The sequence below is a fragment of the Saccharopolyspora sp. NPDC045839 genome (assembly GCF_056431645.1).
In genome coordinates this window covers 178,507-202,515 of the sequence record NZ_JBWKKH010000012.1, presented here as the reverse complement: position 1 = coordinate 202,515, position 24,009 = coordinate 178,507, and the positions used below count along the sequence as shown (strand labels likewise).

Sequence of the window (24,009 nt, the reverse complement as noted above, 5' to 3'; positions counted from 1 at the left end):
GACCGTGCCATCTCGCAACGCGCCGTGGAAGCCGCTCCACGCCGCCGCCTCCGGCCTGCTCGCCGTGGCAGCACTGCTGGGCTTCGCGAGCCATGCCGCCGCGCACCCGCTGGGGACACCAGCGGTGGCCAAAGTCGAAGCGCGCGGCGCCGTCGTCGAGCTCACCTGGTCGGCCGCCGCCGACGATCTCATCGCGCTCGGCCACAAGACCGGGGTCCTGCCGCCCTCGGACGTCGCGGCCGACGACGCGGCGGAGGCCCTGCGGCTGTCCGGATCGACCACCGTGGCCGCTTACCTGAGTTCGCACATCGGCGTCAACCAGAACGGTGTCGCGTGCCGGGAGGACGCAGTGGACACCGGAACCATCGCGCAGCACGGCGCCCTGCTGCGTTACGCGTGCCCGGAAACCGTTGGCGCGGTGGAAATTACCATCACCGCCTTGACCGACATCGACCCCGCTTATCGCACGATGTCGGTGACCGAAAAGGGAAATGGCGGGATCCACACCGCATCCGAGCCGAGCCGGACGATCGCCCTCGCCGGCACCCCGGCTTCCGCGCACGCCGACCGAACCGAGCCGTCGATCTGGACCACCGATCTGGCCCAGTTGCTGGACAACGGTGTCTTCCTCCCACTGGCCACGCTCATCGCAGCAATCGTGGGCGCTTTCCACGCCTTCGCCCCCGGACACGGGAAAGCCCTTGCGGCCGGCTACCTCGTCGGCGGGCACGGCCGGACCCGTGATGCCCTGGTGCTGGCGGTCGTCGTCGCCCTCATGCACACCGTGTCGGTGACAGCACTCGGCATCGGCTGGTGGATCGCCGCCGAACACGTTCCGGACATAGCCGCCATGACGCAGTGGCTGCACCTGATCGGCGCGATCGTCGTCATCGGAGTAGGAGTGGCACTCCTTCGGCGCCACCTGAGCACCCGACACCACGGCCACGGGCACGGGCACGGGCACGGGCACGGTCTCCCGGCCGAATCGCTGCTGACCTGGCGGGGAATCGTGCTGCTCGGCACATCAGGCGGACTGCTGCCCTCGCCTTCGGCATTCCTCGTCCTCCTCAGCGGCCTGCTCGCCGGCCGAGCCGGTGCCGCAATGCTCATGGTTGCCGCCTTCGGCATCGGAATGGCAGCGGCACTCGCCACTGTCAGCCTGGCGGTGCTCCGCGGCCGCGACGCGCTCCTCACGCGTGCATCGACGTCTCCCCACCTGCGAGCGTGGAGCCGCCGCCTACCACTGGCAGCCGCGACGACGGTGACGATCAGCGGCGCAGCGGCAGCCGTAGTGGCCGCAGGCGGCATTCTCGCCCCCTGAGATCGACCACCCGGACCAGAGAGAACGCCGGCAAATGATCACCCCGGCGAACCGTTACCCGGAAAGCCCACTCAGCCGATCTCCGCAAGACACATTCCGCGACTGCCGGGTTTATTGCTGCTTTACAGAAGCTGAACGATTGACGACGACCGGCAGCAGTAATGTTAGGACGATCACCCATTCTTCCTTTCGCTTGCGCCACGACGATCTTCTCCAGGAACCTTTTCGGGTATGGCAGTCGATTGACCGCGACGCGCATGAGGAGGCAGCAGATTGGACCGCGTTTCGGCGGACTCCGGACACATTGCGAGAACGGCGAAAGCTCTCCGCGACGTAGCCGAAGGTATGCGCAGTTCGGGCGATCAGTTCGCGGGCAGCTTCCAGGAAAACGGATACGGGAACCTGCTCGAATCCGACGAGGCCGCAGCGCAGACCCGGGCGGTCGTGCAGGCCGTCCTCGATGGGGTGCGCGGGCAGGCGGACGCGTTGCTGAGGCACGCGGATGCGCTGGATCGGCAAGCCTCGGACTACCGGTCGGCCGAGAACCATGCCGAGCAAGCCGCCATCAGACTGGGCCTCGGTCAATGAGTTCGGAAGGCGAGCAGAACGCGGTCAACGGAGCGGGTTCATGACCTACGACGCGGCGGCGAAGACCGGCGACCCCGCCGTGCTCGGAGCGCAGGCGCAGGCCTGGAGCACGCTCGCCGCGGCCCTGCGCAGCCACGAGGCGGACCTTCAGTCCCGGCTTGCCCATTCGCAGACGGGTGGCGGCTGGACCGGCCCCGCAGCGGACGCCTTTCACAACGCGACCGACGGCCTCACCGGGCGCATCGACGCGCTGTCCACCTTCTGCGAAGAAATGGCGCAAGCGCTGGGCCAACACGCGCAGCAGCAAAAACAGATTTCGGAGATTCTCAAAGAAATCGCAATTCAGATCGCGGCGCTGCTCGCCTACATCGCCGCGGCGGCATTCTTTCCGGCGCTGATTGCGACTGCGGAAGCATACATCGCAACGCTGGTCGCGCAGTCGAACCGCATGCTCGCCCTGCTCGCCCAGATACTCGCCGCGCTCACCCGTTGGCTCGCCTCGGTGCGGGCCGCCGTCCAGCGGCTGGCGGCGGCGAGCTGGCGGGGGGAGAGCTTCAGCTTCGGCTATGGTCGCGCGCTGGTCGAGGGTTTCCGCGACTTCGCCATCGACATCGCCGCCAGTAGCACGGCGGCGGGGATCACAGGCAAGAACATCAACCCGGAGCACCTGTTCACCAACGCGGCGATCAGCTTCGGCGTCGGCGGCGTCTTCGGCGGAGTAACCGCCAGTGGGCTGAAAAGGAAGCTCGACAGCTCGGGCGAGATCGTGCGCGCGCCGGACGGGCGGCCTGATTTCGTGCCTTTCAGCGGTCAGATCGACGCCGCTGTGCAATCTCTGCGGTGGAACTCGCCGGGTCGGCAGGAGGCCACAACGCCGCCGGAACCGAACCCGCCCGTCCCGCGCCCCCATGCACACCGGGAACAGGCAGTCCGGAGGCTCGACGATGCTCGGGCCAACGCCCGCGAGCTCGGTTTGCGGGGAAACCCGCGCGAACACCGCCACCTCGTCGGCGAGGCGGACGCCGCGCACAACCGTGCCTCCGACGCCCGCGAGAAGCTCTCCGCCGCACAATCCACGCTGCAGGGCGCGGAGATCAGCGGGGCAGAAGCCCACACGGCGTTGCAAGCAGCGCGCAGCCGCGTCGACCACGCCGAACAGCGGCTGTGGCGTGCGGAAAGCCTCCTCGCCGTCTACCAGCGATCGGGAAACCAGCGCTGGCAGGACGATGCGGAGACTTTCCTCCGGGAGGCCAGAACGGAGCACCACGCCGCCACCCAACAGGTGACCGCGTTGCGCGAACAGCACGACCGAGCGGTGCAGGCACTCGACACGGCACGTGACTCGACGGGCGTGGCGCTTCGCGAGGTGGAGCAGACCGAGGACGTTGTCAACGAGCTGCGGCGGATGCTGGCCGCGTCGAACGAAGTCAGGGCGGCGGCGATCCAGTTCAACATGCATGGCACCTTCGACGACAAGCTGCGCGAGGCGTGGCGGCACAACGACTGGCGGGACTCCTTCGGCACCGCCAAGCCCTGGCAGTCGATCGTCTTTCACGAAAGCGTGCGCGACATCGCCAAGGGCGCGTCCGGCTCCGCCGCACAGTCGGCAGCCGGAATCGCGAACGGCAGCCGGGACCCGGGCACCACTGGACGTGACGTTCTCATCGGTGCGCTTGCCGGCGGCGTGCGCGGGGTTGCCGTCGGCTCCGCCGGCAACCGAGCATTTCCCGACATGGGCCTCGAAGAAGGGCTCTTTCGAATCGGTCTGAAGTCCACCGAAAGTTTCACCCGTGAACAAATCAATGGGCCGCGATGAGCCCTTTCGCCGCGCCCTGATTCTCGGTCACCGCGCCGGTGCCGGCGGGGTGGGTTCGGCGTTGCGGACCAGCGCGGCCGCCTCGCCCCGCGAGCCGACGTCGAGTTTGCGGAGCACACCGGTGACGTGGAATTTGACGGTGCTTTCCGTGACGCCGAGCTCGGCGGCGATGGCTTTGTTGCGCTTGCCCTGGGCGAGCAGGCGCAGGACTTCGTGCTCCCTGGCGTTGAGGCTGGTCAGTCGCGGCTCGCCGGAGTGCGTAGCGGGCGAGTCGAGCGGGAGAGCGATGTTGACCCGGCTGCCCCAGCCCGGGACGGCGTCCAGGTCGACAGCGGCGCCCAGCGTCCGCGCCCGGCCTTCCAGCTCTCGCGACAACGTGCTCACGTCCAGCTCTCCGGCTTCCTGATCACGCACGTCGATCAGCAGCGAGCCACCGTCGCAACGCCACGCGATGCGCAGCCGGGCCAACCTGGACTGCGCGGCGAAGGCCAACACGATCGTCCTCGTCATCGCGCGCGCCGCATAGGCGACCTCCCCCGGCAACGGTCGCGCGGTCTTGCCGGGCGCGGTGAACTCCAGGCACACCTCATGGTGCTTCATCAGCTGCCGGATGTTCTTGCGCAGCTTGGTGAACGCGGCCGATGCGGGTTCTTCCGACAACGACAGATCCGATTCTTGCGCGGACCGCAAGACGACCAGCGCTGCCGAGGCCGCCTCGGTCGCGGTGAGCCGGGCACGCCGGTCATCGAGCCCAGAGGAGCGCAGCGTGTTCAGAATCGACAACAAAGCGCTTTCGTGCGCGGCGACCATCTCCGTGATCGTGCGTGCCCGCTCGCTCGAGGCGGCCCGTGATTCGGCGAGGTAGTCCGGGCTGGCCTGAGCTACCTGCTGCCTGATCGAGGTCGCGACGACACCGAAGAAACCCGCCAGCCCCTCCGCTTCCGGCAATCGCTTCCCTGGCGCGCGGGGCACCAGCACGAGCAGCGTGCCAACCGGATCCAGCACCACCCACACCGCGCGTGTCACGCCGCCGATCACGGCGTTCGCCGCGACAGGGGTGCCCGGGTCGACACGGGCCTTGAGCTGGTCGAGTTCGTCGATGGTGACGCGGTTGATCATCTCGGCGTCCCCCGCGACCTTGCGTGGACGGCCCGTGCATTCCCGGGTGAAGATGACGAGGGCGCTGTGCGGCCACCGGGCGGACAGGAAACGGGAGAACCGGCCGGCGATCCCGTGCAGCGGGCCGTCGACGACCTCTCGCAAACCGCGCAGACGGTCCGGGCGCGGGGACTTCGGGTCGGCCATTCCAGCGAGTCTAGGCTGCCGGTCCGCTAGCCGGAAGTCGAGGTTTTGCCCGCCTTTCGACCAGGTCGTCCAGCGGCGTGGCGCGGTTAGGGTCGCGAACGGTATGCGCCGAAGCGCATGCCTTTCCGCCGACAGAAAAGGAAGCAAGCCCACATGCCACAGCAGGTGCGCGGGGTGATCGCCCGTTCGAAGCAGGCCCCGGTCGAGCTGACCGACATCGTGATCCCCGACCCCGGTCCCGGCGAGGTCGTGGTCGACATCGCGGCGTGCGGCGTGTGCCACACGGACCTGACCTACCGCGAGGGCGGCATCAACGACGAGTTCCCGTTCCTGCTCGGGCACGAGGCCGCGGGCACCGTCGAGATGGTCGGTGAAGGTGTCGAATCCGTGCAGCCGGGTGACTTCGTGATCCTGAACTGGCGGGCGGTCTGCGGCCAGTGCCGTGCCTGCAAACGCGGGCGACCGCAGTACTGCTTCGACACCTGCAACGCCGAACAGCCGATGACGCTGACCGACGGCACCGAGCTCACCCCGGCGCTCGGGATCGGCGCGTTCGCCGACAAGACGCTCGTGCACGCCGGGCAATGCACCAAGGTCGATCCCGCCGCCGATCCGGCCGTCGCAGGGCTGCTCGGCTGCGGGGTCATGGCCGGGCTGGGCGCGGCGGTCAACACCGGCATGGTCGGCCGTGGCGATTCGGTCGCGGTCATCGGCTGCGGCGGTGTCGGCGACGCCGCCATCGCCGGTGCCCGTTTGGCCGGCGCGGGCACGATCATCGCGGTCGACCGGGACGAGAGGAAACTCGGCTGGGCCCGCGAACTGGGCGCCACCCACGTGATCAACGCCTCCGACATCGACGCGGTCGAAGCGATCGCGGAACTGACCGGCGGGTTCGGCGCCGACGTCGTGATCGACGCGGTGGGCCGTCCCGAGACCTGGAAGCAGGCCTTCTACGCACGTGATCTCGCCGGCACCGTCGTGCTCGTCGGCGTGCCCACGCCGGACATGCGGCTGGAGATGCCGTTGCTGGACTTCTTCGCCCGCGGCGGCGCCCTGAAGTCGTCGTGGTACGGCGACTGCCTGCCCGAGCGCGACTTCCCGATGCTGATCGATCTGTACCTGCAGGGCAGGCTGCCGCTGGAGAAGTTCGTGACCGAACGCATCAGCCTCGACGAGGTCGAGAAAGCCTTCCACACCATGCACTCCGGCGAAGTCCTGCGCTCGGTGGTGATCCTGTGAACCTGCGGATCGACCACGTCGTCACCACCGGCGTCTTCGAACTCGACGGCGGGACCTGGGAGGTGGACAACAACGTCTGGCTCGTCGGCGACGACACCGACGTCGTCGTCATCGACGCGGCCCACGACGGCAAGCCGATCATCGAGGCCGTGGGCGATCGAAATGTCGTCGCCGTCGTCTGCACGCACGGGCACAACGACCACGTCACCGTCGCCCCGCAGTTGGGCGAGCAGCTCCACGCTCCGGTCCTGCTGCACCCCGGCGACCGCGAACTGTGGGAGATGACCCACCCGGGCCAGTCGTTCCGGCAGGCGAGCGACGCGGAACGGATCGCCGTCGCGGGAACGGAGCTCGAGGTGCTCCACACGCCGGGGCATTCGCCCGGTTCGATCTGCCTGCACCTGCCCGAAGCCAAGGCCCTGTTCTCCGGGGACACCCTCTTCGCCGGCGGTCCGGGCGCCACCGGCCGCTCGTTCTCCGACTTCCCGACCATCATCGGCTCGATCCGGGAACGCGTGTTCGCCCTGCCCGAGGACACCCGCGTGCACACGGGTCACGGCGACGGCACCACCATCGGCACCGAAGCACCGCACCTGGCCGACTGGATCGCCCGCGGCTACTGACGGACCGGCCCGCCGGGCCGGCTCAATCGCCGAAGCCCCGGCCACGCAGGTAGTCCACCAGCATCGCCTGCGACCCGCGGATGTGGTCGCGCATCGCCGTGCGCGCCCGCGCGGCCCGTCCGCGGGTGATGTGCTCCAGGACGACCGCGTGCTCCTCGACGTAGAGCGCCCGCAGGGTCTCCGGCGACCGGACGGCGAGCCGCACGGTGTCCTTCGGGAAGTAGCGGTGCAGGTCCTGGATCATCCCGCCGAGCCGCTGGTTCCCCCCGGCGGCGTGGACGATGCCGTGGAAGGTGTCGTTGAACCGGCGCAGTCGCTCGCCGGCCTCGGTCTCCTCGGGGTCGTCGAGCTTCGCGACGGCGAGCGGCACGACCTCGGCCAGCGCCTCGTGCGCCCTTTCCAGCTTCGCGAGCATCTCGGGGTCGTGTGAGCGGGCCGCCAGTTCGGCGGCGAACCCTTCGAGCTCCGCCCGCACCTGGTAGACGTCGTTGAGCTCGCGCAGGGTCGGCACCTTGACCATGGCGCCCCGGTTCGGCACCAGTTCGACCAGGTTCATCGCCTGCAGCTTGCGCAGCGCCTCACGCGCCGGCGTGCGGCTGACCCCGAAACGCCCGCAGATCTCGTCCTGCTGCAGGTGCTCCCCGCGGGGGTACCGCCCGTCGAGGATCTCGCGTTCCAGGATGTGCGCGATCTGGTCGGCGTAGCTGCTCGGCGCCCGCAACGTGTCCGCGGCCTCGCTCATTTCGTCCTCACAACGGAAATCTTAGGACAACCGGGGCTGCTCCGGTTCAGCTACCTCGGCCTTGACAACCACTGCACGCTCAGATTGTATCCATGGATACACGGACATTGGATACATGAATACGGAGGGTGACATGGTCGACGTGCGCAACGTCAGGGGCGGCAGTGGCCTCGATCCGATCAGGGCCGAACTCGACGAGTTGCTCGACTCGGTCCAGGTGGCCACGGCCCAGGCGACCGAGGCCTTCTTCGCCAGCTACGACGAGGACCCCGACCCGGCCCGGCTGGCCTCGTGGCTGATCCCCCGCTGCTGGCGCGAGATCGACTACGTCTACCTCCTCAACGAGGAGATCCGGCGTTACGGGATGCAGTTCGAGCGGCGGCACATCACGTTGCTGGCCAAGCAGTCCTTCCAGGAGGCCGAGCACTACGACATGGTCGGCAAGGCGATCGAGTCCCTCGGCGGCGAGGTGCCCACGACCGTTCCCGCCGAAGCCGAGCCGTGGAGCCGGTTCCTCTGGGAATGCCTCGACCGCCACCCGCTGTCCGCGGTCGCGGCGTGGAATCTGTCGGAGACGTCGGCGTCGGGAAGCTTCGAACCGACCTTCCGCGGCGCGGAACGGCACGGCCTCGACGAGGTCACCCGGATCTACAAGCAGATCGAGAAGGACGAGAAGTTCCACGTCGGCCTGGGCCTGCAGATGATGGCGACCTACGTGCACACCGACGAAGACCGCGATGAGATCCTGCGGGCCATGCGCGGCATGCGCGACATCGCCTGGCGCACGTTCAGCCCCGAGTCCGTCGCGGCCGGCCGCGACACCTGATCGGCCGCCGGAGATGACCGCTCAGGAAATCGACGTCTGGCGCACTGTCGTGGTCGAGGCCACGGACAGCCGCGCCGATGACGTGGTGGCGCTGACCCTGCGCGACCCCGAGGGGCAGCACCTCCCGGCTTGGGAGCCGGGAGCGCACATCGACGTGGATCTCGGCCCGGGGCTGATCCGGCAGTATTCGCTGTGCGGCGATCCGCGGACCGCCGACCGGTGGCGGATCGCCGTCCTGCGGGAACCACGCGGGCGCGGTGGATCCGCCCGGGTCCACGACCACGTCCGCGTGGGCGACCGGCTCCGGGTCCGCGGGCCGCGCAACCGGTTCCCGCTCGCCGACGCCGAGAAGTACTTCCTCGTCGCCGGCGGGATCGGGATCACCCCGATCCTCGCCATGGCGACGCAGGTGGCCGCGCTCGGCCGGCCGTGGACCTTGCTCTACGGCGGGCGGACGCGATCCTCGATGGCGTTCCTCGACGAGCTGACCGCCCTTCCGGGAGGCGAGCTGATCATCGTGCCGCAGGACGAGTTCGGCCTTCCCGATCTCGACCGCTACCTGGCGGTGCCTGCGGACGGAACGGTGGTCTACTGCTGTGGCCCCGGGCCCATGCTGTCAGCGGTGGAACAGGCCTGCGGGGCGTGGCCGGCGGGGTCGCTGCACCGGGAGCGATTCTCGGCGGAGGTTCCTCAGCCGGACGCGGGTTCCGGGTCGTTCGAGGTGGTGCTCAAGCGCAGTGGCCTACGGCTGGCGGTCCCCGAGCACGAGCCGTTGCTCGACGTTCTCGAGGCCTCGGGCATCGAACTCGACAACTCGTGCCGGGCCGGGATCTGCGGCACCTGCGCCGTCGGGGTGGTCTCGGGAGAGCCGGACCACCGCGACGACGTGCTGACCGACGAGGAGCGGGAACGCGGCGAGATCATGCTGCCGTGCGTGTCCCGGTCACGGGGCCGCGTGCTGGTGCTCGACCTCTGACAGTCCTTTCCCATGCAGCGTTCAGCGCCCCACCAGGTACGGCGCTGAACGCTGCCTTCATCCGGTCACGTCCGCAGCACCCGAGAACGCCACGGCCCGTCGCATGAAAGTCCAGTCCAGGACCGATAACCGAATTTTCGACCAGCGCGGGGATATCCCCCACCTGGCCCAGGCCGGACGCGAACGGGGCAGTTCCGGCACCGCGCGCACGATGCCCGCACTGCCCCGCCCAGTCGTCAGGACCAGAAGAAGCCGGGCCCTTCGACGGTGGTGACGGTCACCCCTTCGCGCGGGTCGTACGTGCCGCCTCCCATGGTCTCGTCGTTGCTCGCGATGCGGATCTCGTACCGCTCCGTGCCGCTGATGCCGAGCGTGATGCACTGCCCGTCGGGGACGATCACAGTGGACGAGTGCGAATCCGGGAAGGCGGCGTAGGAGTCGTAGCCTCCCTTGGAGCACAAGGTGAATTCGCCCGGAGTGGCGGCGGCGGCGGTGCCGGCCGTCGCCGTGACCAGCGCCGCACCCAGGGTTGCGACCAGCACGAGACCGCGGCCGGTCCGACGCTTGGTTGACTGCTTCATTGGCGAATCCCTTCATCGGATGTCGATTGCACCATCGATTCAACCGAAAACTTCCATCGCGAAAGGGAAACCGCCGACATGCGGCGACGTTCGGGCACGTGCGGCTGCCCGATCGTCCCCAACGGCGGGGCCGAGGTGGGGCGGGTACCCGGTTGGGCTCATCGGCCAACGGCACCTATGACGTGCGAAGCCTCTCCTCCTGCAAGGAATCCCTACATGTTCGGTTCACCGTTGCGGCTCCGGACCCGGGTGAACCTAATCTTGGCCCGGCAAGAAACCGGCTAGGCCGTTCTGGCCTTGTTCGTCAGGAGAGGTGCATATGAAGATGCGGCGTTCCCTTTTCGCTGCTGGTCTGACCCTCGGCGCCGCCGTGGTCGCCATTCCGCTGACCGTCGGCGCCGCTTCCGCGTCCGGCTGGGAGACCGTCGGCGGCGGACCCGCGGTGTATTCCTCGATGGACCAGTGCAACGAGGAGGCAGCGCAGCTCAAGGCCGACGGCACCTACAAGGACGCCAGGTGCTACATCGGCGACAGGGGCTGGATCTTCCTGGAGGTGCTGCGCTGACACCCGGCGCGTATCGGGGACAGGGGCGAAGCCATTACCCCGCAACACCCCCGTCCCGAACCCGATAGTCCTGGGCCCGCGTCCCGGACACGATGCTGCCCCGGAGTGCTGACTCCGGGGCAGCATCGTGTCCGCCGTGCGCACGGGTGGTGGTGCCGGGTTCCGGTCAGTCCACTGGGGCGTAGCGCTCGTCACGCCAGGCCAGGGCGGCTCTGAGGCCCTTGGTCGCGACGAGTTCGGTGAACTCGGCTCGTTCGGGGGTGTCGGCGGAGTTGAGGACGGCGGCGATGTCGTGGTTCGCCTCCACCGCGTCGCGCAGGCCCATCGCCTCGTACGCCCGGGTGATGGCGCGCTTGGTGTATCGCAGGATGGACAGCGGGGTCAGGGCGATCTTGGCCGCGAGCTGGTCCACGGTGGCTTCGAGCTCCTCAGGCGCGACCACCCGGTTGATCAGGCCGAGCTCCAGGGCGCGCGCGGCAGCAACGACGTCGCCGGTGTAGAGCAGCTCGTTGGTGGCCTTCTGCCCGAGCAGGAACGGCATGAGCAGGGTGACCGGGCCGGAGCCGAACCGGATCTCGGGTTCGCCGAACTGGGCGTCCTCGGTGGCGACGAGCAGATCGCAGGCCATGGCCAGTTCGCAGCCGCCGGCGAGGCACCAGCCGGAGATCGCGCCGATGACGGGTTTGTTCAGGGACCAGACCTTCATCGTCAGGCCGATGTTGTTGGCCAGGCCGGCGTGCCACTGCTCCGCGGTCGAGACGCCCATCTCGACTTCCTGGGCGATGTCGTAGCCGACGCTGAAGGCGCGTTCTCCGCCGGCGAGGACCACGACCTTCACCGCGTCGTCGCGTTCTGCCGCGTCGAGTGCGTCGGTGAGCTCCCGCATCACCTCGACCGACAGCGCATTCAGCTTCTCCGGCCGGTCGATCGTCAACCACGCGACGGGACCGCGGGTTTCGCTGCGCACGAACTCCATGCTGTTCCTCCTGCACTGGTAACGGTTCTGGCTCGGTGGGACGGTGTCAGATCTGTGCGAGGACGGTGGAGACGCGCACCGCGTTGGCGAGGGTGTCGCGGATGGGCGAGCGCTGCTGGACCGCTTCGGTGAGCTCCTGCAGGCCTTCCCGGGAGGTGTTCGGGGACTCCGCGTGCACCGTCACCCGGATCTCCTGCGCACCTGGACGGACCGACTTGTCCAGCCCGAGGAAGCCCTGCAGATCGAAGTCGACCTCCATGTCCAGTCGCAGCGACGAGAGTTCGATGCCCCGGGCGGCGGCGTTGGCCGCGTAGGTCACGGCGTAGCAGCCGGCGAGGGCTTGCAGGACGTACTCCCCCGGGCTGGCCGCCGTGTCGGTGCCCAGCAGGGCGGCGGGTTCGTCGGACTCCAGCGTGTAGCGCGCGGTCCGATCCGCTACGCGGCTCCCGGCTTGGCGGACTTCACCGGTGGTAGCGGTCTGGCGGCAGCCGCCCGCCCAGCTCGATCCGAGGGTGAAGGTGACCTGGGCGAGTTCGGGCCGGTCCCGGACGGCGTCGAGGGTCGCGTTCAGGGCATCGCGGTCGACGCCGTTGATGACGTTGGCGGTCTCGGTCACGTGATTCTCCTATCGGTGCGCGAAAACTGTTTCCGTACAGTGGTCGTCAAGTTCGGGAAGTGGCCGGAATCGTGCTGGCCTGCTCAGCGGAACCGAGCGTGCGGCGGAACGTTTCGGGTGCGAGGTAGGCGCAGACTCCGGTGATCGCGCTCAACACGAAGAAGTAGGCAACGACGAGCCAGGGACGGCCATCGTTGAGCGCCAGCAGGCTCGTTGCGATCAGCGGGGCGAAACCACCGGAGATCACGGACCCGAACTGGTAGCCCAGGGAAACGCCGCTGTAGCGCACTCCGGTGGAGAACAGCTCGGTGAAGAACGCGGCCTGCGGGCCGTACATCGCGTCGTGGAAGAGGTTCACGCCGACGACCATGCCGAGCACGATGAGGAGCTCGTTGCCGGTATCGGCGATCAGGAAGAACGGCGCGATGAACAGAGCGCTCGTGACGGTGCCGAACAGGTAGAGCGGACGGCGGCCCCACTTGTCGGACAACCGAGCCCACAGCGGCACCGAGACCAAGCCGATCGCCGAGGCCACGAGGACCGACTGCAGGCCGATGTTCGAGTCCTCATCGACCGAGCGGGCGATGTAGGCGATGCCGAAGGTCGTGTAGAGGTAGTAGACGGCGTTCTGGGACAGTCGCATCCCCGCGGACAGCCACACCGCGCGGCGTTCCTTCTTGACGACGTCCACCAGCGGTCGTTCCGAGAGGGTGCTGTCCTCCTTCATCTTCGTGAAGGACTCCGGCTCGACGAGCCGCGCGCGGATGATGAAGCCGACGACGACCAGAACACCGCTCACGAGAAACGGAATGCGCCATCCCCAAGCGAGGAATTCCTGCGGACTGAGGTAAGTTCGCGCGATGGCGAACGCTCCCACCGCCAGCAGCATGCCGCCCGAAACGCCGATCTGGGTGAAGCTGCCGTAGAGGCCGCGACGATGCGGCGGTGCTGTCTCGACCGACATGAGGGCGGCACCGCCCCATTCGGCGCCGACACCGAATCCTTGGACGAGTCGTAGTGCGACGAGCAGCAGCGGGGCCGCGACGCCGATCTGGTCGTACGTGGGCAGGGCGCCGATGAGGGCTGTGCCGACCCCCATGGTGATGAGCGAGGTGACCAGCATGGCCTTGCGGCCAATGCGGTCGCCGAAGTGGCCGCCGATCAACGCGCCGAGCGGGCGCGCGAGGAATCCGACGGCATAGGTGCCGAAAGCGGCGATGAGTCCGATCGCCGGGGTGACGTCGGGGAAGAACAGCGGGCTGAACACCAGCGCCGCAGCGGTGCCGTAGAGGAAGAAGTCGTACCACTCGATGGTGGTGCCGACGAAACTGCCGATCGCGACCATGCGCACGGAGTTGGTGCGCCGCGTCATTGCTTGCGCCATGTTGAGAACACCGTTCTGGCCACGGCCGAACCGAATTGGCCGGCTTTCACCGTCGTGGTTTCAGAAAGAAGGGTCGCTGCGGGCCGCAGCCTCGCTGGTAGCCCCGAAAAGTGCGTGAAAATGCGGAAATCAGCGTTTCGAGAGACCTGTCATCACGGGGCGCGGAGACGCAGCATCCCCGCGCCCCGTGCGGTCAGGCACGTCCCAGCCCGGGCTCCTTCGCTCCCAGGAGGATGGTCACGTTGCCGAACACGTCCTCGCCCCGGCCCATGGCGGCATGCGCCGCGGGGATATCGGTGAACGGGAGGGTTCGGCCCGCACAGGGGTCGATCCGGCCGTTGCGGACGAGGTCGTTGTAGGCGTAGGCCTGCTCGTCGTTGGTGCCGTGCGAGCCCTGGAGCCGCTTCTGCCGGGTCCAGTGGTAGCGGAGGTCGACCATGGCATCGAAGCCCGTGGTCCCCGCGCAGATGACGACCATGCCACCCGGCTGGCAGAGGAAGATGCTGGTGGGAATGGTGGCGCTGCCGGGGTGCTCGAAGACCAGCGCCGGGTCCTCGCGGGATCCGGCGATCTCCCACACCTTCTTGCCGAACGCGCGGGCGCCGGCCGACCACTCCTTCTGCCCGGCCTTGTCGTCGACGAGCGGCGGCACGCCCCAATGGCCGAACTCGCGCCGGTCGATGTAGCCGATCGCCCCGCACTTCATCGCGTAGGCACCACGCTCGTCATCGGAGACGACGGCGATCGCGCGGCCTCCGGCGGCCTTGACCAGCTGGGAGGCCTGGGTGCCGAGCCCGCCGGAACCGCCCCAGACCAGCACGAGATCGCCTTCCTGCACGGTGTTCCCCGCCCAGCCGTGCAGCATTCGGTACGCGGTCGTACCCACGAGCGTGGGGGCTGCGGCCTCCTCCCAGGAGAGGTGCTCGGCCTTCGGCATGATCTGGTGGGCTTGCGCCCGGGCGAACTGCCCGAAGGCGCCGTAGTTGGTGTCGTAGCCCCAGATCTTCGCGCTCGGCGCGATCATCGGGTCCTTGCCGCTGACGATCCACGGGTCGTCGGCGGTCCAGACGCCGGGGTGGACGACCACGTGCTGGCCGATCTCCACGTCGGTGACGTCCTCCCCGACCGCGTAGACGATGCCCGCCGCGTCGGAGCCGCCGATGTGGAAGTCCTCCGGTTCACCGCGCTTCTGCCGGACGGCGACCTGGTCGACCGGGTATCCACGGGCGGCCCAGACGTTGTTGTAGTTGATCCCGGCGGCCATGACCGCGATCAGGACCTCGCCCGGACCGATGCGCGGGGTGTCGACCAGCTCGGGCTGGAAGGCCTCGGCCGGGTCGCCGTAGCGGCTCGGCCGGACGACCTGGGCGTGCATCGTGGGCGGTACGACGCCGACCGGCGGCAACTCGCCGATCGGGGTCGGCTCCGCGCCGGGAGTGACGACGCTGCGACGCTCGTCAGTGCCCATGGAATTCTCCTTGTTCCGAATGCGTGATGTCCGGGCGGGATGTCTTGTGGAACGCGCTGCGTTCCGGCTCGCCGAACCCGTGCGGCGAGTGCTGCTGATCGACGGTGGGAGCGGTTGGCGTGCTCGTCGCGAAAGCGGCCATGTCGTCGTTCTCGGCTTCGGGGTGAACGCGGCGTTGGAACATCCGCCGCTCGAAGCTCGGCCGGGAGATCCCGGCAACCGACTCGGACGTTAGAGCTGCCGCGTAACCCACGTCATGAGAAAAATCGAGGAGTTTCAGCCGCTGCTCTCTCGTTCTGTACGAGACCGCGCCTCGTCGCGCATGAGAGACTGGCCGCGCATTCCGGCGACCACCGGGGCTGCCGGAGCCGGACGAGCAGGCGGCCACGCCGTCCCGGGGGAACCTGACCATGACCGTTGAGGAGCGCAACACCCCGGACCAGGATGCCCACGCCGAGCGTCGGCGCAGCGTTCTGCAGCAGGTCCACGCGCGGCGTCACGAGCTGGCGAGCAACCTGGTCGAGGAGTACCGCATCGCCATCTCCGACTACCGGGAGCTACCGGAATCGGTGCTGATCCGCGACGTCACCGAGGCTGCGGTGCACAACATCGAGTACCTCGTCGAGACCTTCCGAACCGGGTTCGACGTGCCCGAGCACGACAACGAGTGGATCGGGCGCTCCGCGGCCCGCCGCGTCCACCAGCACGTCAGCCTGCCGTCTCTGCTGCGGACCTACCGGCTGTGGGGGAAGCACATCTGGCGCACGATCGCCGAGCTCGCCGGTGAGGACGAGATCGGCAGGCGGCTCGCCATCGAAGCCGCCGACGCGATGATGGGCCACCTCGACAGCGTCTCGTTCAGCCTCACCCAGGCCTACGTGCGGGAATCCACGACGTCCGCGATCGACGGCCAAGCCCTGCGCACCGACGTGCTGGAGACCTTGCTGACCGGTGACCCGGTCAACGAACGAGCGCGCCGGCAGAAAGCGGTGCTCGCGATGACGCTGCGCGGGCCGGTCCTGGTGGTCGTCGTGCAGGTCCCGCAGCGCGACGATCCGCTCACCGGGTTGCAGGCCGCCATCCGCGCCTCCCGCAGCCGGCTCTCGCCGCTGTGCAGCACTTTCCTCGTCGGCGCTCGTGACACCGAAGTCGTCGCCATCTGCGCTTTGGACCACGACGAGGAGGAATCGCGGATCGAAGCGGCAGGCCACGAGATCGCCGCATCCGTGCGCGACTGGACCGTGGGGCTGGGCCGGGTCACCGAGGGCATCGCCGGGGTCCAGCAGTCCTACGCCGAGGCCCGCGAGGCCGCTGATCTGGGCTTCTCCAGCCACCAGCCCGGCCGGGCCGTTCGCTTCGCCGATGTGCTGCTGGACCAGATCCTGCGCGCGACCACGCACGCCGACGCCCTGCTCGAGGAAACGGTCCGGCCGCTGGTCGACTACGACCGGCGCAAGAACGCCGACCTCCTGGCGACGCTACGCGCCTACGTCAACGCCAACTTCAACCTGACCAAGGCCGCTGCCGAGCTCACCGTCAACCCCAACACCGTCGTCTACCGGCTCCGCCGCATCCACGCGCTGACCCGCCGCGATCCGACGACCACCGACGACCTCCTCCTTCTCGCCCTCGGCCTGCGCCTGTTCGATTCAGCGCCGCCGGCCTGAGACGCGCGGTTGCAGATTCCGAGAACTGATCGCCTGGAACTTCTCGATTCGTCGCATGACGTGGATTACGCCGTCGCCTTAACGTTTCGGCACACGTTCAGCCCGCATCCCTGCCGAGCCAGATCGATCCCAGGTTCCACGAGGCTTGATCACGCACCGACCGCAGGCGCGCAGCGGCTCGCTTCCCCCAGGCAACCGCCCAGACTCGAAGGAGAGTCCAGATGGGCAACGAATCCGGTCCGTTGCAGGCCAGCAGAACCGCCGTTCCCCTGCGAATCGCTTTGAGCGGCTTGCTGATCCTGATTCCGGTGGCGTTGGGATTGGCCGTACCGCTCTACCAGCGAACCAGCCCCACGCTCATCGGCATTCCCTTCTTCTACTGGTTCCAGATGGCGATGGCAGTGCTGGCCGCCGCGGGCACGAGCACCGTGTTCCGCCTGCTGTTCACCGGCGACGACGATGGCGAGGACGGACGATGACCTTCAACGCCGTCACCTTCGCGGTCTTCCTGGCCCTCTTGGTCCTGATCACCGGGATGGGATTCGTCGCAAGCCGATGGCGGAAAGCCGCGGATGCCAACAACCTCGACGAGTGGGCCCTGGGCGGACGTACGTTCGGTCCCTTCATCACCTGGTTCCTGCTCGGCGGAGACCTCTACAGCGCCTACACCCTCATCGCCGTGCCCGCCGCGCTCTACAGCATGGGCGCTTTCGGCTTCTACGCCGTGCCGAACGCGATCGTGCTCTACGCCCTCGGCTTCCTGTTCCTGCCGAAACTGGTGTCACTGGCGCACCAGAAGGGCTACGTCACGCTCACCGACTTCGTCAACGACAGGTTCGGGTCGAAGTCGCTCGGTCTCGCGATCACGCTCACCGGTCTGCTGGCCACGCTCCCCTACCTCGCGCTGCAGCTCGTCGGGCTCGAAGTCATCTTCGGCTCGCTCGGCATCGGTGGTTCGGCGGCCGGCAACTGGCTGATGCGCGATCTCCCGCTGCTGATCGCTTTCGGCGTGCTCGCGGCGTACACCTACTCCTCCGGCCTGCGGGCTCCAGCCCTCATCGCCTTCGTCAAGGACGGCCTGACCTACCTCGTCGTGATCGTCGCGGTGATCTACATCCCGATCAGACTCGGTGGTTTCGACAACATCTTCCACAGCGCTTCGCAAGCGCTCGCAACCAAATCCACGACGCCGTCGACGGCGGATCCAGCGGTCGCGGTCAACCCGAACGTCTACATGACGCTCGCGCTCGGCTCGGGCATGGCGTTCTTCCTCTACCCGCACGCCATCACCGGTGTGTTCGCGGCCCGAGGCGCCAAGACCGTGCGCCGCAACATGTCGGTCCTACCGATCTACACGGTTCTGCTGGGCTTCGTCGGCCTGCTCGGGCTCATCGCGCTCGCCGTCGGGATCAAGCCGCAAGGCGGCAACCCGCAGTACGTCGTGCCGCAGCTGCTGTCGGAGTTCTTCCCGCCCTGGTTCGTCGGCGTCGCTTTCGCCGCGATCGCCATGAGCGCACTGGTCCCGGCGGCCATCATGGCCATCGCGGCCGGGAACCTGGTCAGCCGCAACCTCTACCGCCAGTTCGCCCGCGGACCGGTCAGCAGCCAGTCGGAAACCCTGGTCTCCAAGATCGTCTCGGTGCTGGTCAAGGTCGGCGCCCTGGTCTTCGTGCTCACCCTCGATACGAACTTCGCGCTCAACTTCCAGCTCCTCGGCGGCATTTGGATCCTGCAGACGCTTCCGACCGTGTTGTTCGGGTTGTTCACCGAGCGCTTCGCCGACCGGCGCGCACTGCTCGCGGGTCTGCTGATCTCAGTGGTTTACGGCACCTGGGCCGCCTACGAGGTCAAGACCGGCACCGGCGCGCCGTTCGGCGGCTCGACCGCAGTCCCCTTCTTCCTGTCCAGCCCGATCTACATCGCGATCTCCGCGCTCGTGATCAACCTCGCCGTCGTCGTGGTCGGCAGCCTGCTCGCCCACCTGCGCAGGCCCGCTCGCCGCGAGGACGACACCCGAGTCACCGTGCCCTCCGCAGCTGAAGCGGTCGGCTCGCAGCACGACTGAGCCGCTCCGCACGACCAGACAGGAGCCCCATGCCACCCGGAATCCGCGTGTCCGACAAGGGCGCGATCCGCATCCTGACCATCGACAACCCCAGCAAGCGCAACGCCTTCACCGGCCCCATGACGACGACGCTGCTGCACGAACTCGACCGGGCCGACGCAGACCCCGCCGTGCGGGCGATCGTGGTGACCGGCACCAACGGATGCTTCTCCTCCGGCCACGACCTGCAGGAAGTGCTGAACAACCCGGGCACCGCAGGCGATCCCGTCGCCAATGCGGCCTTCACCCGGCCCGCAGAGATCTTCACGCCGGTCATCGGCGCGATCGACGGTCCGGCCTACGCAGCCGGATTCATCCTCGCGCTCAACTGCGACCTGCGCGTCGCCTCAGCCGGCGGGCGGTTCTGCGGCGTCGGGGCGGCCATCGGCCTCGTTCCGGTCGGCGGCCAGCTGAGCCGGCTGCTGGACCTCGTCGGCTACCCGGTGGCCTACCGCTGGCTCGCCACCGCCGCGCCGTTCAGCGCCGAAGAGGCCAGCCGGCACGGGTTCGTGACCGAGATCCACGACGGTGACGAAGCCCTCGAGGGCGCACTCGCTCTGGCCGAAGCGATCACGTCGGTCTCCCCCGCCGTCGTCGCCGCGGTCAAAGCCGGTCTCCTGCACAGCCTTCGCCACGGCAGCGATGCCGGCCGGGCGGCCGAACCCCGGTTGGCCGCCCTGGTCCAGTCGCTCCCGGACGGCGACGAAGGCGTCGGCTCCTTCCTGGAACGACGACCGCCCACCTACCCGGATCACCCCGAGGAACTCCACGACAGGATTGCCGAGGTACTCGCGTGACTGCCACCGAACTGCCCACCGACGCCGACCTGCGGCTGCGCGAAGACACGATCCGCGATCTCGCCATTCGCCACGGAATTCCGGCCAATCCGGTCACTTTCGCCGAGACTCCCGAGGCCGCTGCTGCGGTCGCGATGAGCACCGGGCGCCCGGTCGCGGTCAAGCTCGTCGCCGACGGCGTCGTCCACAAGAGCAAGGCCGGCGGAGTCCTGCTCGACGTCGCGCCTGATCGGGTTGCCGCGGCCGTTGAGACCCTGTTCGCCGAGCAGCGCGCTCGCGGCGTCGAGGTTCGCGGGGTGACAGTGGAGCCGATGGTCGACCGGGGGCTCGAAGTCGTCGTCGGGGCGCTGCACGATCCTGGATTCGGCCCCATCGTCATGGTCGGCGCCGGTGGTGTCGACGTCGAGGTCCTGGGCGACGTCGCCTTCGCGCAGGCACCCATCACCGCCGACGGAGCCGTGCGGCTCATCAACCGCACCAGGATCGGGGCGATCCTGCGCCGCAGGTTCCCCGTGCAGCACACCCAGCTCGCCGATCTGCTGGTACGCGTTGCCGGGGCTGATGGTCTCCTGCTGTCCGAACCCGTCGACCAGGTCGACCTCAATCCGATCGTCGTCGGGCCCGACTCGATCGTCGCCGTCGACGCCCGAGCCGTGGCGCGCGCCGACGGCGTCGCGGTCGACGTCGCCCTCCCGGATCCCGGCGAGAGCTACGCGCAGCTCCGACCGGCGATCTACCCCGAATCGATCGCCGTCCTCGGTGCCTCGGCCGACCCGACCAAGATGGGGCACCGCGCCGTCCGCACCGCCGTCGATCAGGGCTTCGCCGGTTCCCTCCACCCGGTCAGCCGCTCCGCGACCGAGATCCTCGGCCACCCGGCCGTGCGCTCGATCGGCGACCTGCCCGCGAACATCGACCGCGCTGTGGTGGCCCTACCAGCGGCCGCGGTCCCGCAGGCATTGCGCGACCTCGCCGACCGCGGCACCAGAACCGCGCACGTGCTGACCGCGGACACCACCGACCTCGCCGAGGCCGTGGCCGGTACCTCGATGCGCGTCCTCGGGCCCAACTGCATCGGCCACTACACGCCGCACTCGAAGCTGACGATGATCGGTCGCGACGCCTCCTCGGACGAGAAGGGCTCCATCGCGGTGATCTCCCAGTCCGGCACGTACGCCGGTGATGTGGTGCGCCGCGGAAACGAACTCGGCCTTCGGTTCAGCTTCGCCAGCTCGGTCGGCAACTGCGACGACGTCTCACCCTCCGAGCTGTTGGCGTTCTGCGAGGCCGACCCGGCCACCGAGGTCGCCGCGTTCTACCTCGAAACCGACAGCGATGCGCGGAGATTCTTCGCGCTCGCCGCCACGATGACCACCCCGGTGGTGCTGTTCAAGGGCGGGCGAAGTGCCGCAGGCGGAGCCGCTGCCGCTTCGCACACCGGCGCCCTGGCCAGTGACCCTCGGTTGCTGCAAGACGCCGCCGACGAAGCCGGCGTGGTTCTCGTCAACAGCCTCGACGAACTGCTCGACACCCTCCTCGTCGCCCAGCACGCCGGCGGTTTCACCGGCAACGGGCTCGGCCTGGTGGGCACCGGGGGCGGTGTCGCCGTCGTGGGCGCCGACACCGCCTACGAGCACGGTCTCGTCGTGCCGCACTTCACCGGGGCGACGGACCGAGCCCTGGCCCCCTACGACGCACCCGGAAGCAGCCTGAACAACCCGATCGACATCCCGACCTGGTCGATGTTCGACGACAGCGGCAGCTTCATGGGCGCGCTGGTCGAGGCCGTGGCAGCCGACCCCGCGATCGATTGCGTCTGCGCCTACACCGACATGGGCACGGTGTACGACATGAAGGCCCCGGCCGAAGCAGCGCAGATCCTCACGATGATGACCGAGGACATCGTCGCCGCTGATCGCGGGAACGTCCCCGCGGTCCTCGTGCTGCGCAGCAGCTACAGCGCGGGGCAGGACGAGCTGGTCCGGGTCCTGCGCAGCGTGGCGAGCGCGCGGGGTGTCCCGGTGCTGGAGTCGGTGGACCGGGCGATCGCCGCGTTCGGCCGGGTCCGCGCCCTCAACCTGCACCGCGAACGCAAGTCGGAGAGCTGACGCGTGAGGGTCCTGACCATCTCGCCCACCACCGGGAATCGTCATGCCGCGATGGCACTGGGTCTCATCGCCCTGGCCACGCTGCTGTCCATGAGCGTCTGGTTCTCCGCATCGTTCGTCGTTCCACAGCTGCAGCAGCTGTGGAACCTCAGGAGCGGGCAGAGCTCGCTGCTGACGATCGCGGTGCAGCTGGGTTTCGTGCTCGGGGCCCTCACCCTCGCCGCTACGGGCCTCGCCGATGCAGTGCCGGGCCGCCGGCTGATGTGCGCAGGTGCGCTCGGCGCCGCAGTGGTGAACCTGGGTCTGCTCTGGGCTCCAGGTTTCGCCGTGGCGCTGCTGCTGCGCATGCTCACCGGCGCTTTCCTCGCCGCCGTCTACCCTCCGGCGCTCAAGGAAGTGTCTTCGTGGTTCCAGCACGGCCGCGGCACCGCGCTGGGAGTCATGATCGGGGCGCTCACGCTGGGCTCCGCCGCACCACAGCTGGTCAAGGCCGCCGGTGGTCTCGACTGGCAGCTCGTGATCGTCGCGACCTCCGTCCTCACCGCGGCAGGCGGGTTGACCACCCTGCTCATCCGCGGTTCGGGGCCGTTCCCCTTCCCGAAGTCGGTGTTCAACCTCAAGTCCGCGCTGCGAGCCGGCCGGAGCCGACGAGTTCTGCTCGCCAACGTCGGCTACGCCGGCCACATGTGGGAGCTCTACGCCATGTGGGCCTGGGTCGGGACCTTCCTCGCCGGCCTCGACGGATTCGCCGGCTCACCGAACGGTGCCCAGAACGCCGCCTTCGCCGCGTTCGTCTGCATCGGGGTGGGAGCCATCGGCTGCCTTGTCGGCGGTCGCATCAGCGATCGTTTCGGCCGGGCCCGGTCTGCGCTGATCAGCCTGGTCTGCTCGGGCGGAGCCGCCGTCGTGCTCGCGTTCATCCACTCGCTGCCGTTGCCGCTGGTCGTCGCCGTGTGCGCGTTCTGGGGGTTCTGGGTGATCGCGGACTCCGCTCAGTTCTCCGCGTTGGTCACCGAGAACGCCGACCAGCGCTACGTCGGCAGCGCCGTCTCCTTCCAGCTGGCCATCGGGTACGTGACCACCGCGGCGACCATCTACCTCGTCCCCGTCCTCGCCGAGAGCGCTTCCTGGACAGCGGCTCTGCTCGTGCTCGCCCTTGGACCGGCGGCCGGAATCGGAGCCCTGCTCACCTACCTCCGCCCGGCGGCCCCCAGCAGTAAAGTCGATCGATGACCATCCGGAGGAGAAGAATGACGGACCACGCAACGATGCGCGCGTGGCAGGTCACCGAGCTGGGCGAACCGGCGCAGGTCCTGGCCGCTGCGGAGGTTCCGAAACCCGAACCCGGGCCCGGCCAGGTCCGGGTCCGGGTGACGGCCGCCGCGTGCAACTTCGCCGACGTGCTGCTGTGCCGGGGCAAGTACCAGGCGAAACCCGAGCTCCCGTTCACGCCAGGAGTGGAGCTGTGCGGCGTCGTCGACGAGGCCGGGCCTGGATCCGCACCGGAACTGCTGCACCGCCGCGTCGTCGGCCGACCGGTCCCCCCGCACGGCGGGTTCGCCGAATACGCTGTGCTGGAAGCACATTCGTCGTTCGTCGTGCCTCCGGACCTCGACGACATCACGGCCGCAGCCCTGCACCTGACCTACCTGACGCCGTGGCTCGGCCTGCACCGCCGTGCCCAGCTCCAACCGGGAGAAGTCCTGGTCGTCACCGGAGCCGCCGGCGGCGTCGGAACAGCAGCCGTGCAGCTCGGGGCAGCAGCGGGTGCGCAGGTCATCGCCATCGTGTCCGATGCGCGCAAAGCCGCGACCGTGCGCGAACTCGGCGCCACCAACGTCATCGACCGCAGCAGCACGGACGTGATCGAAGCGGTCCGCGAGATCACCGACGGGCACGGCGCCGACGTGGTCTTCGAATCCGTGGGCGGCGAGGCGTACCGGCAGGCGACGAAGTACATCGCCTTCGAGGGCCGCATCCTGCTGATCGGCTTCGCCAGCGGCACGATCCCGCAACCGCGCCTCGACCACGCCTTCGTCAAGAACTACAGCATTCTCGGCCTGCACTGGTCGCTCTACCTGGACCACCAACCCGAACTGGTCCGAGCCGCCCAGGACGACCTCTTCGAGCTGGCCCTGGCGAAACGAATCAAGCCGCTGGTCCGGACAGCTTCCGTGGACGACCTGCCGCAAGCCCTCGAGGAGCTGGCCGGCAACCGTGCCCTGGGGAAGACCGTCCTGACCAACGGATGATTCACGCTCACGCGATGGGGAGTTCCGGGGGCCTCCCAAGAATGCCGAAAGATCG

At 68.6% G+C, this 24,009-nt stretch carries 23 protein-coding genes; 15 read left to right on the top strand and 8 right to left on the bottom strand.

Annotation, left to right across the window (positions count from 1 at the left end; genetic code table 11):
- Positions 1-4 precede the first annotated feature (4 nt).
- The 3 genes from AC07EQ_RS19465 to AC07EQ_RS19455 all read left to right on the top strand — a co-directional run bounded on the left by AC07EQ_RS19465 (position 5) and on the right by AC07EQ_RS19455 (position 3,725).
- Positions 5-1,321, top strand: a complete 1,317-nt coding sequence (locus AC07EQ_RS19465) for a hypothetical protein (RefSeq protein ID WP_478389322.1) — start codon at positions 5-7, stop codon at positions 1,319-1,321.
- 273 nt (positions 1,322-1,594) lie between these two features.
- A complete protein-coding gene (locus AC07EQ_RS19460) occupies positions 1,595-1,909 on the top strand; it encodes a hypothetical protein (RefSeq protein ID WP_478389321.1) in 315 nt (104 codons plus the stop codon).
- A gap of 40 nt (positions 1,910-1,949) precedes the next feature.
- Complete coding sequence (locus AC07EQ_RS19455; RefSeq protein ID WP_478389320.1) at positions 1,950-3,725, top strand: WXG100 family type VII secretion target; 1,776 nt, start codon at positions 1,950-1,952, stop codon at positions 3,723-3,725.
- 27 nt (positions 3,726-3,752) lie between these two features.
- On the opposite strand, the gene AC07EQ_RS19450 is transcribed toward AC07EQ_RS19455, so the two are convergent.
- Positions 3,753-5,183: a LuxR C-terminal-related transcriptional regulator gene (locus AC07EQ_RS19450; protein WP_478389319.1), complete on the bottom strand. Its 1,431-nt coding sequence runs from the start codon at positions 5,181-5,183 to the stop codon at positions 3,753-3,755.
- Between AC07EQ_RS19450 and AC07EQ_RS19445 the strand changes: the two genes are divergently transcribed.
- Together AC07EQ_RS19445 and AC07EQ_RS19440 are read left to right on the top strand one after the other, a co-directional pair.
- The gene (locus AC07EQ_RS19445) at positions 5,184-6,269 is read left to right on the top strand and encodes an S-(hydroxymethyl)mycothiol dehydrogenase (protein WP_478389318.1); all 1,086 of its coding nucleotides are present in this window, start codon (positions 5,184-5,186) and stop codon (positions 6,267-6,269) included.
- The gene (locus AC07EQ_RS19440) at positions 6,266-6,892 is read left to right on the top strand and encodes an MBL fold metallo-hydrolase (RefSeq protein ID WP_478389317.1); all 627 of its coding nucleotides are present in this window, start codon (positions 6,266-6,268) and stop codon (positions 6,890-6,892) included. The genes AC07EQ_RS19445 and AC07EQ_RS19440 overlap by 4 nt, the downstream gene beginning before the upstream one ends.
- Positions 6,893-6,914: 22 nt before the next feature.
- Here AC07EQ_RS19440 and AC07EQ_RS19435 read toward each other — a convergent pair whose 3' ends face one another.
- Positions 6,915-7,634: a GntR family transcriptional regulator gene (locus tag AC07EQ_RS19435; protein WP_478389316.1), complete on the bottom strand. Its 720-nt coding sequence runs from the start codon at positions 7,632-7,634 to the stop codon at positions 6,915-6,917.
- Positions 7,635-7,749: 115 nt separating this feature from the next.
- On the opposite strand from AC07EQ_RS19435, the gene AC07EQ_RS19430 reads away from it, so the two are divergent.
- Both AC07EQ_RS19430 and AC07EQ_RS19425 read left to right on the top strand, forming a co-directional pair.
- Complete coding sequence (locus AC07EQ_RS19430; RefSeq protein ID WP_478389315.1) at positions 7,750-8,460, top strand: hypothetical protein; 711 nt, start codon at positions 7,750-7,752, stop codon at positions 8,458-8,460.
- 13 nt (positions 8,461-8,473) lie between these two features.
- Positions 8,474-9,436, top strand: a complete 963-nt coding sequence (locus tag AC07EQ_RS19425; RefSeq protein WP_478389314.1) for a PDR/VanB family oxidoreductase — start codon at positions 8,474-8,476, stop codon at positions 9,434-9,436.
- 236 nt (positions 9,437-9,672) lie between these two features.
- Here the strand turns inward: AC07EQ_RS19425 and AC07EQ_RS19420 are convergent, their stop codons facing one another.
- Positions 9,673-10,017 (bottom strand): hypothetical protein, encoded by a 345-nt coding sequence (locus tag AC07EQ_RS19420; RefSeq protein ID WP_478389313.1) that lies wholly within the window; start codon positions 10,015-10,017, stop codon positions 9,673-9,675.
- Positions 10,018-10,336: 319 nt separating this feature from the next.
- Here AC07EQ_RS19420 and AC07EQ_RS19415 point away from each other — a divergent pair, with 319 nt between their 5' ends.
- Positions 10,337-10,582, top strand: a complete 246-nt coding sequence (locus AC07EQ_RS19415) for a hypothetical protein (RefSeq protein WP_478389312.1) — start codon at positions 10,337-10,339, stop codon at positions 10,580-10,582.
- 166 nt (positions 10,583-10,748) lie between these two features.
- Here AC07EQ_RS19415 and AC07EQ_RS19410 read toward each other — a convergent pair whose 3' ends face one another.
- From AC07EQ_RS19410 to AC07EQ_RS19390, 5 genes are all read right to left on the bottom strand, one after another.
- Positions 10,749-11,558: an enoyl-CoA hydratase/isomerase family protein gene (locus tag AC07EQ_RS19410; RefSeq protein ID WP_478389311.1), complete on the bottom strand. Its 810-nt coding sequence runs from the start codon at positions 11,556-11,558 to the stop codon at positions 10,749-10,751.
- Positions 11,559-11,604: 46 nt separating this feature from the next.
- Positions 11,605-12,174, bottom strand: coding sequence for an OsmC family protein (locus AC07EQ_RS19405; RefSeq protein ID WP_478389310.1), 570 nt, complete (start codon positions 12,172-12,174; stop codon positions 11,605-11,607).
- A gap of 46 nt (positions 12,175-12,220) precedes the next feature.
- A complete protein-coding gene (locus AC07EQ_RS19400; RefSeq protein WP_478389309.1) occupies positions 12,221-13,558 on the bottom strand; it encodes an MFS transporter in 1,338 nt (445 codons plus the stop codon).
- A 193-nt stretch (positions 13,559-13,751) separates the two neighbouring features.
- Positions 13,752-15,026, bottom strand: a complete 1,275-nt coding sequence (ccrA, locus tag AC07EQ_RS19395; protein WP_478389308.1) for a crotonyl-CoA carboxylase/reductase — start codon at positions 15,024-15,026, stop codon at positions 13,752-13,754.
- Positions 15,016-15,279 (bottom strand): hypothetical protein, encoded by a 264-nt coding sequence (locus tag AC07EQ_RS19390; protein WP_478389307.1) that lies wholly within the window; start codon positions 15,277-15,279, stop codon positions 15,016-15,018. The genes ccrA and AC07EQ_RS19390 overlap by 11 nt, the downstream gene beginning before the upstream one ends.
- Before the next feature lie 157 nt (positions 15,280-15,436).
- On the opposite strand from AC07EQ_RS19390, the gene AC07EQ_RS19385 reads away from it, so the two are divergent.
- From AC07EQ_RS19385 to AC07EQ_RS19355, 7 genes are all read left to right on the top strand, one after another.
- Complete coding sequence (locus AC07EQ_RS19385) at positions 15,437-16,693, top strand: PucR family transcriptional regulator (protein WP_478389306.1); 1,257 nt, start codon at positions 15,437-15,439, stop codon at positions 16,691-16,693.
- A gap of 221 nt (positions 16,694-16,914) precedes the next feature.
- On the top strand, positions 16,915-17,172 hold the full coding sequence (locus tag AC07EQ_RS19380) for a DUF3311 domain-containing protein (RefSeq protein ID WP_478389305.1): 258 nt from the start codon (positions 16,915-16,917) through the stop codon (positions 17,170-17,172).
- Entirely contained in the window at positions 17,169-18,758 is a 1,590-nt protein-coding gene (mctP, locus tag AC07EQ_RS19375; protein ID WP_478389304.1) for a monocarboxylate uptake permease MctP, read from the top strand. The genes AC07EQ_RS19380 and mctP overlap by 4 nt, the downstream gene beginning before the upstream one ends.
- Before the next feature lie 29 nt (positions 18,759-18,787).
- Entirely contained in the window at positions 18,788-19,594 is an 807-nt protein-coding gene (locus tag AC07EQ_RS19370; RefSeq protein WP_478389303.1) for an enoyl-CoA hydratase/isomerase family protein, read from the top strand.
- Positions 19,591-21,702 carry an acetate--CoA ligase family protein gene (locus AC07EQ_RS19365; RefSeq protein ID WP_478389302.1) on the top strand — a complete coding sequence of 704 codons (2,112 nt, stop codon included), beginning with the start codon at positions 19,591-19,593 and terminating at the stop codon, positions 21,700-21,702. The genes AC07EQ_RS19370 and AC07EQ_RS19365 overlap by 4 nt, the downstream gene beginning before the upstream one ends.
- 3 nt (positions 21,703-21,705) lie before the next feature.
- A complete protein-coding gene (locus AC07EQ_RS19360) occupies positions 21,706-22,935 on the top strand; it encodes an MFS transporter (RefSeq protein WP_478389301.1) in 1,230 nt (409 codons plus the stop codon).
- A gap of 17 nt (positions 22,936-22,952) precedes the next feature.
- Positions 22,953-23,954, top strand: a complete 1,002-nt coding sequence (locus tag AC07EQ_RS19355) for an NADPH:quinone oxidoreductase family protein (protein WP_478389300.1) — start codon at positions 22,953-22,955, stop codon at positions 23,952-23,954.
- The last annotated feature ends 55 nt before the right edge of the window (positions 23,955-24,009 follow it).

Excerpts from the sequence above, each read along its gene's own strand:
- AC07EQ_RS19410 (WP_478389311.1), bottom strand. The coding sequence starts at position 11,558 with ATGGAGTTCGTGCGCAGCGAAACCCGCGGTCCCGTCGCGTGGTTGACG.
- mctP (WP_478389304.1), top strand. The coding sequence starts at position 17,169 with ATGACCTTCAACGCCGTCACCTTCGCGGTCTTCCTGGCCCTCTTGGTC.
- AC07EQ_RS19370 (WP_478389303.1), top strand. The coding sequence starts at position 18,788 with ATGCCACCCGGAATCCGCGTGTCCGACAAGGGCGCGATCCGCATCCTG.
- AC07EQ_RS19455 (WP_478389320.1), top strand. The coding sequence starts at position 1,950 with ATGACCTACGACGCGGCGGCGAAGACCGGCGACCCCGCCGTGCTCGGA.
- AC07EQ_RS19355 (WP_478389300.1), top strand. The coding sequence starts at position 22,953 with ATGACGGACCACGCAACGATGCGCGCGTGGCAGGTCACCGAGCTGGGC.
- ccrA (WP_478389308.1), bottom strand. The coding sequence starts at position 15,026 with ATGGGCACTGACGAGCGTCGCAGCGTCGTCACTCCCGGCGCGGAGCCG.
- AC07EQ_RS19415 (WP_478389312.1), top strand. The coding sequence starts at position 10,337 with ATGAAGATGCGGCGTTCCCTTTTCGCTGCTGGTCTGACCCTCGGCGCC.
- AC07EQ_RS19445 (WP_478389318.1), top strand. The coding sequence starts at position 5,184 with ATGCCACAGCAGGTGCGCGGGGTGATCGCCCGTTCGAAGCAGGCCCCG.
- AC07EQ_RS19400 (WP_478389309.1), bottom strand. The coding sequence starts at position 13,558 with ATGGCGCAAGCAATGACGCGGCGCACCAACTCCGTGCGCATGGTCGCG.
- AC07EQ_RS19430 (WP_478389315.1), top strand. The coding sequence starts at position 7,750 with ATGAATACGGAGGGTGACATGGTCGACGTGCGCAACGTCAGGGGCGGC.
- AC07EQ_RS19380 (WP_478389305.1), top strand. The coding sequence starts at position 16,915 with ATGGGCAACGAATCCGGTCCGTTGCAGGCCAGCAGAACCGCCGTTCCC.
- AC07EQ_RS19435 (WP_478389316.1), bottom strand. The coding sequence starts at position 7,634 with ATGAGCGAGGCCGCGGACACGTTGCGGGCGCCGAGCAGCTACGCCGAC.
- AC07EQ_RS19425 (WP_478389314.1), top strand. The coding sequence starts at position 8,474 with ATGACCGCTCAGGAAATCGACGTCTGGCGCACTGTCGTGGTCGAGGCC.
- AC07EQ_RS19385 (WP_478389306.1), top strand. The coding sequence starts at position 15,437 with ATGACCGTTGAGGAGCGCAACACCCCGGACCAGGATGCCCACGCCGAG.
- AC07EQ_RS19420 (WP_478389313.1), bottom strand. The coding sequence starts at position 10,017 with ATGAAGCAGTCAACCAAGCGTCGGACCGGCCGCGGTCTCGTGCTGGTC.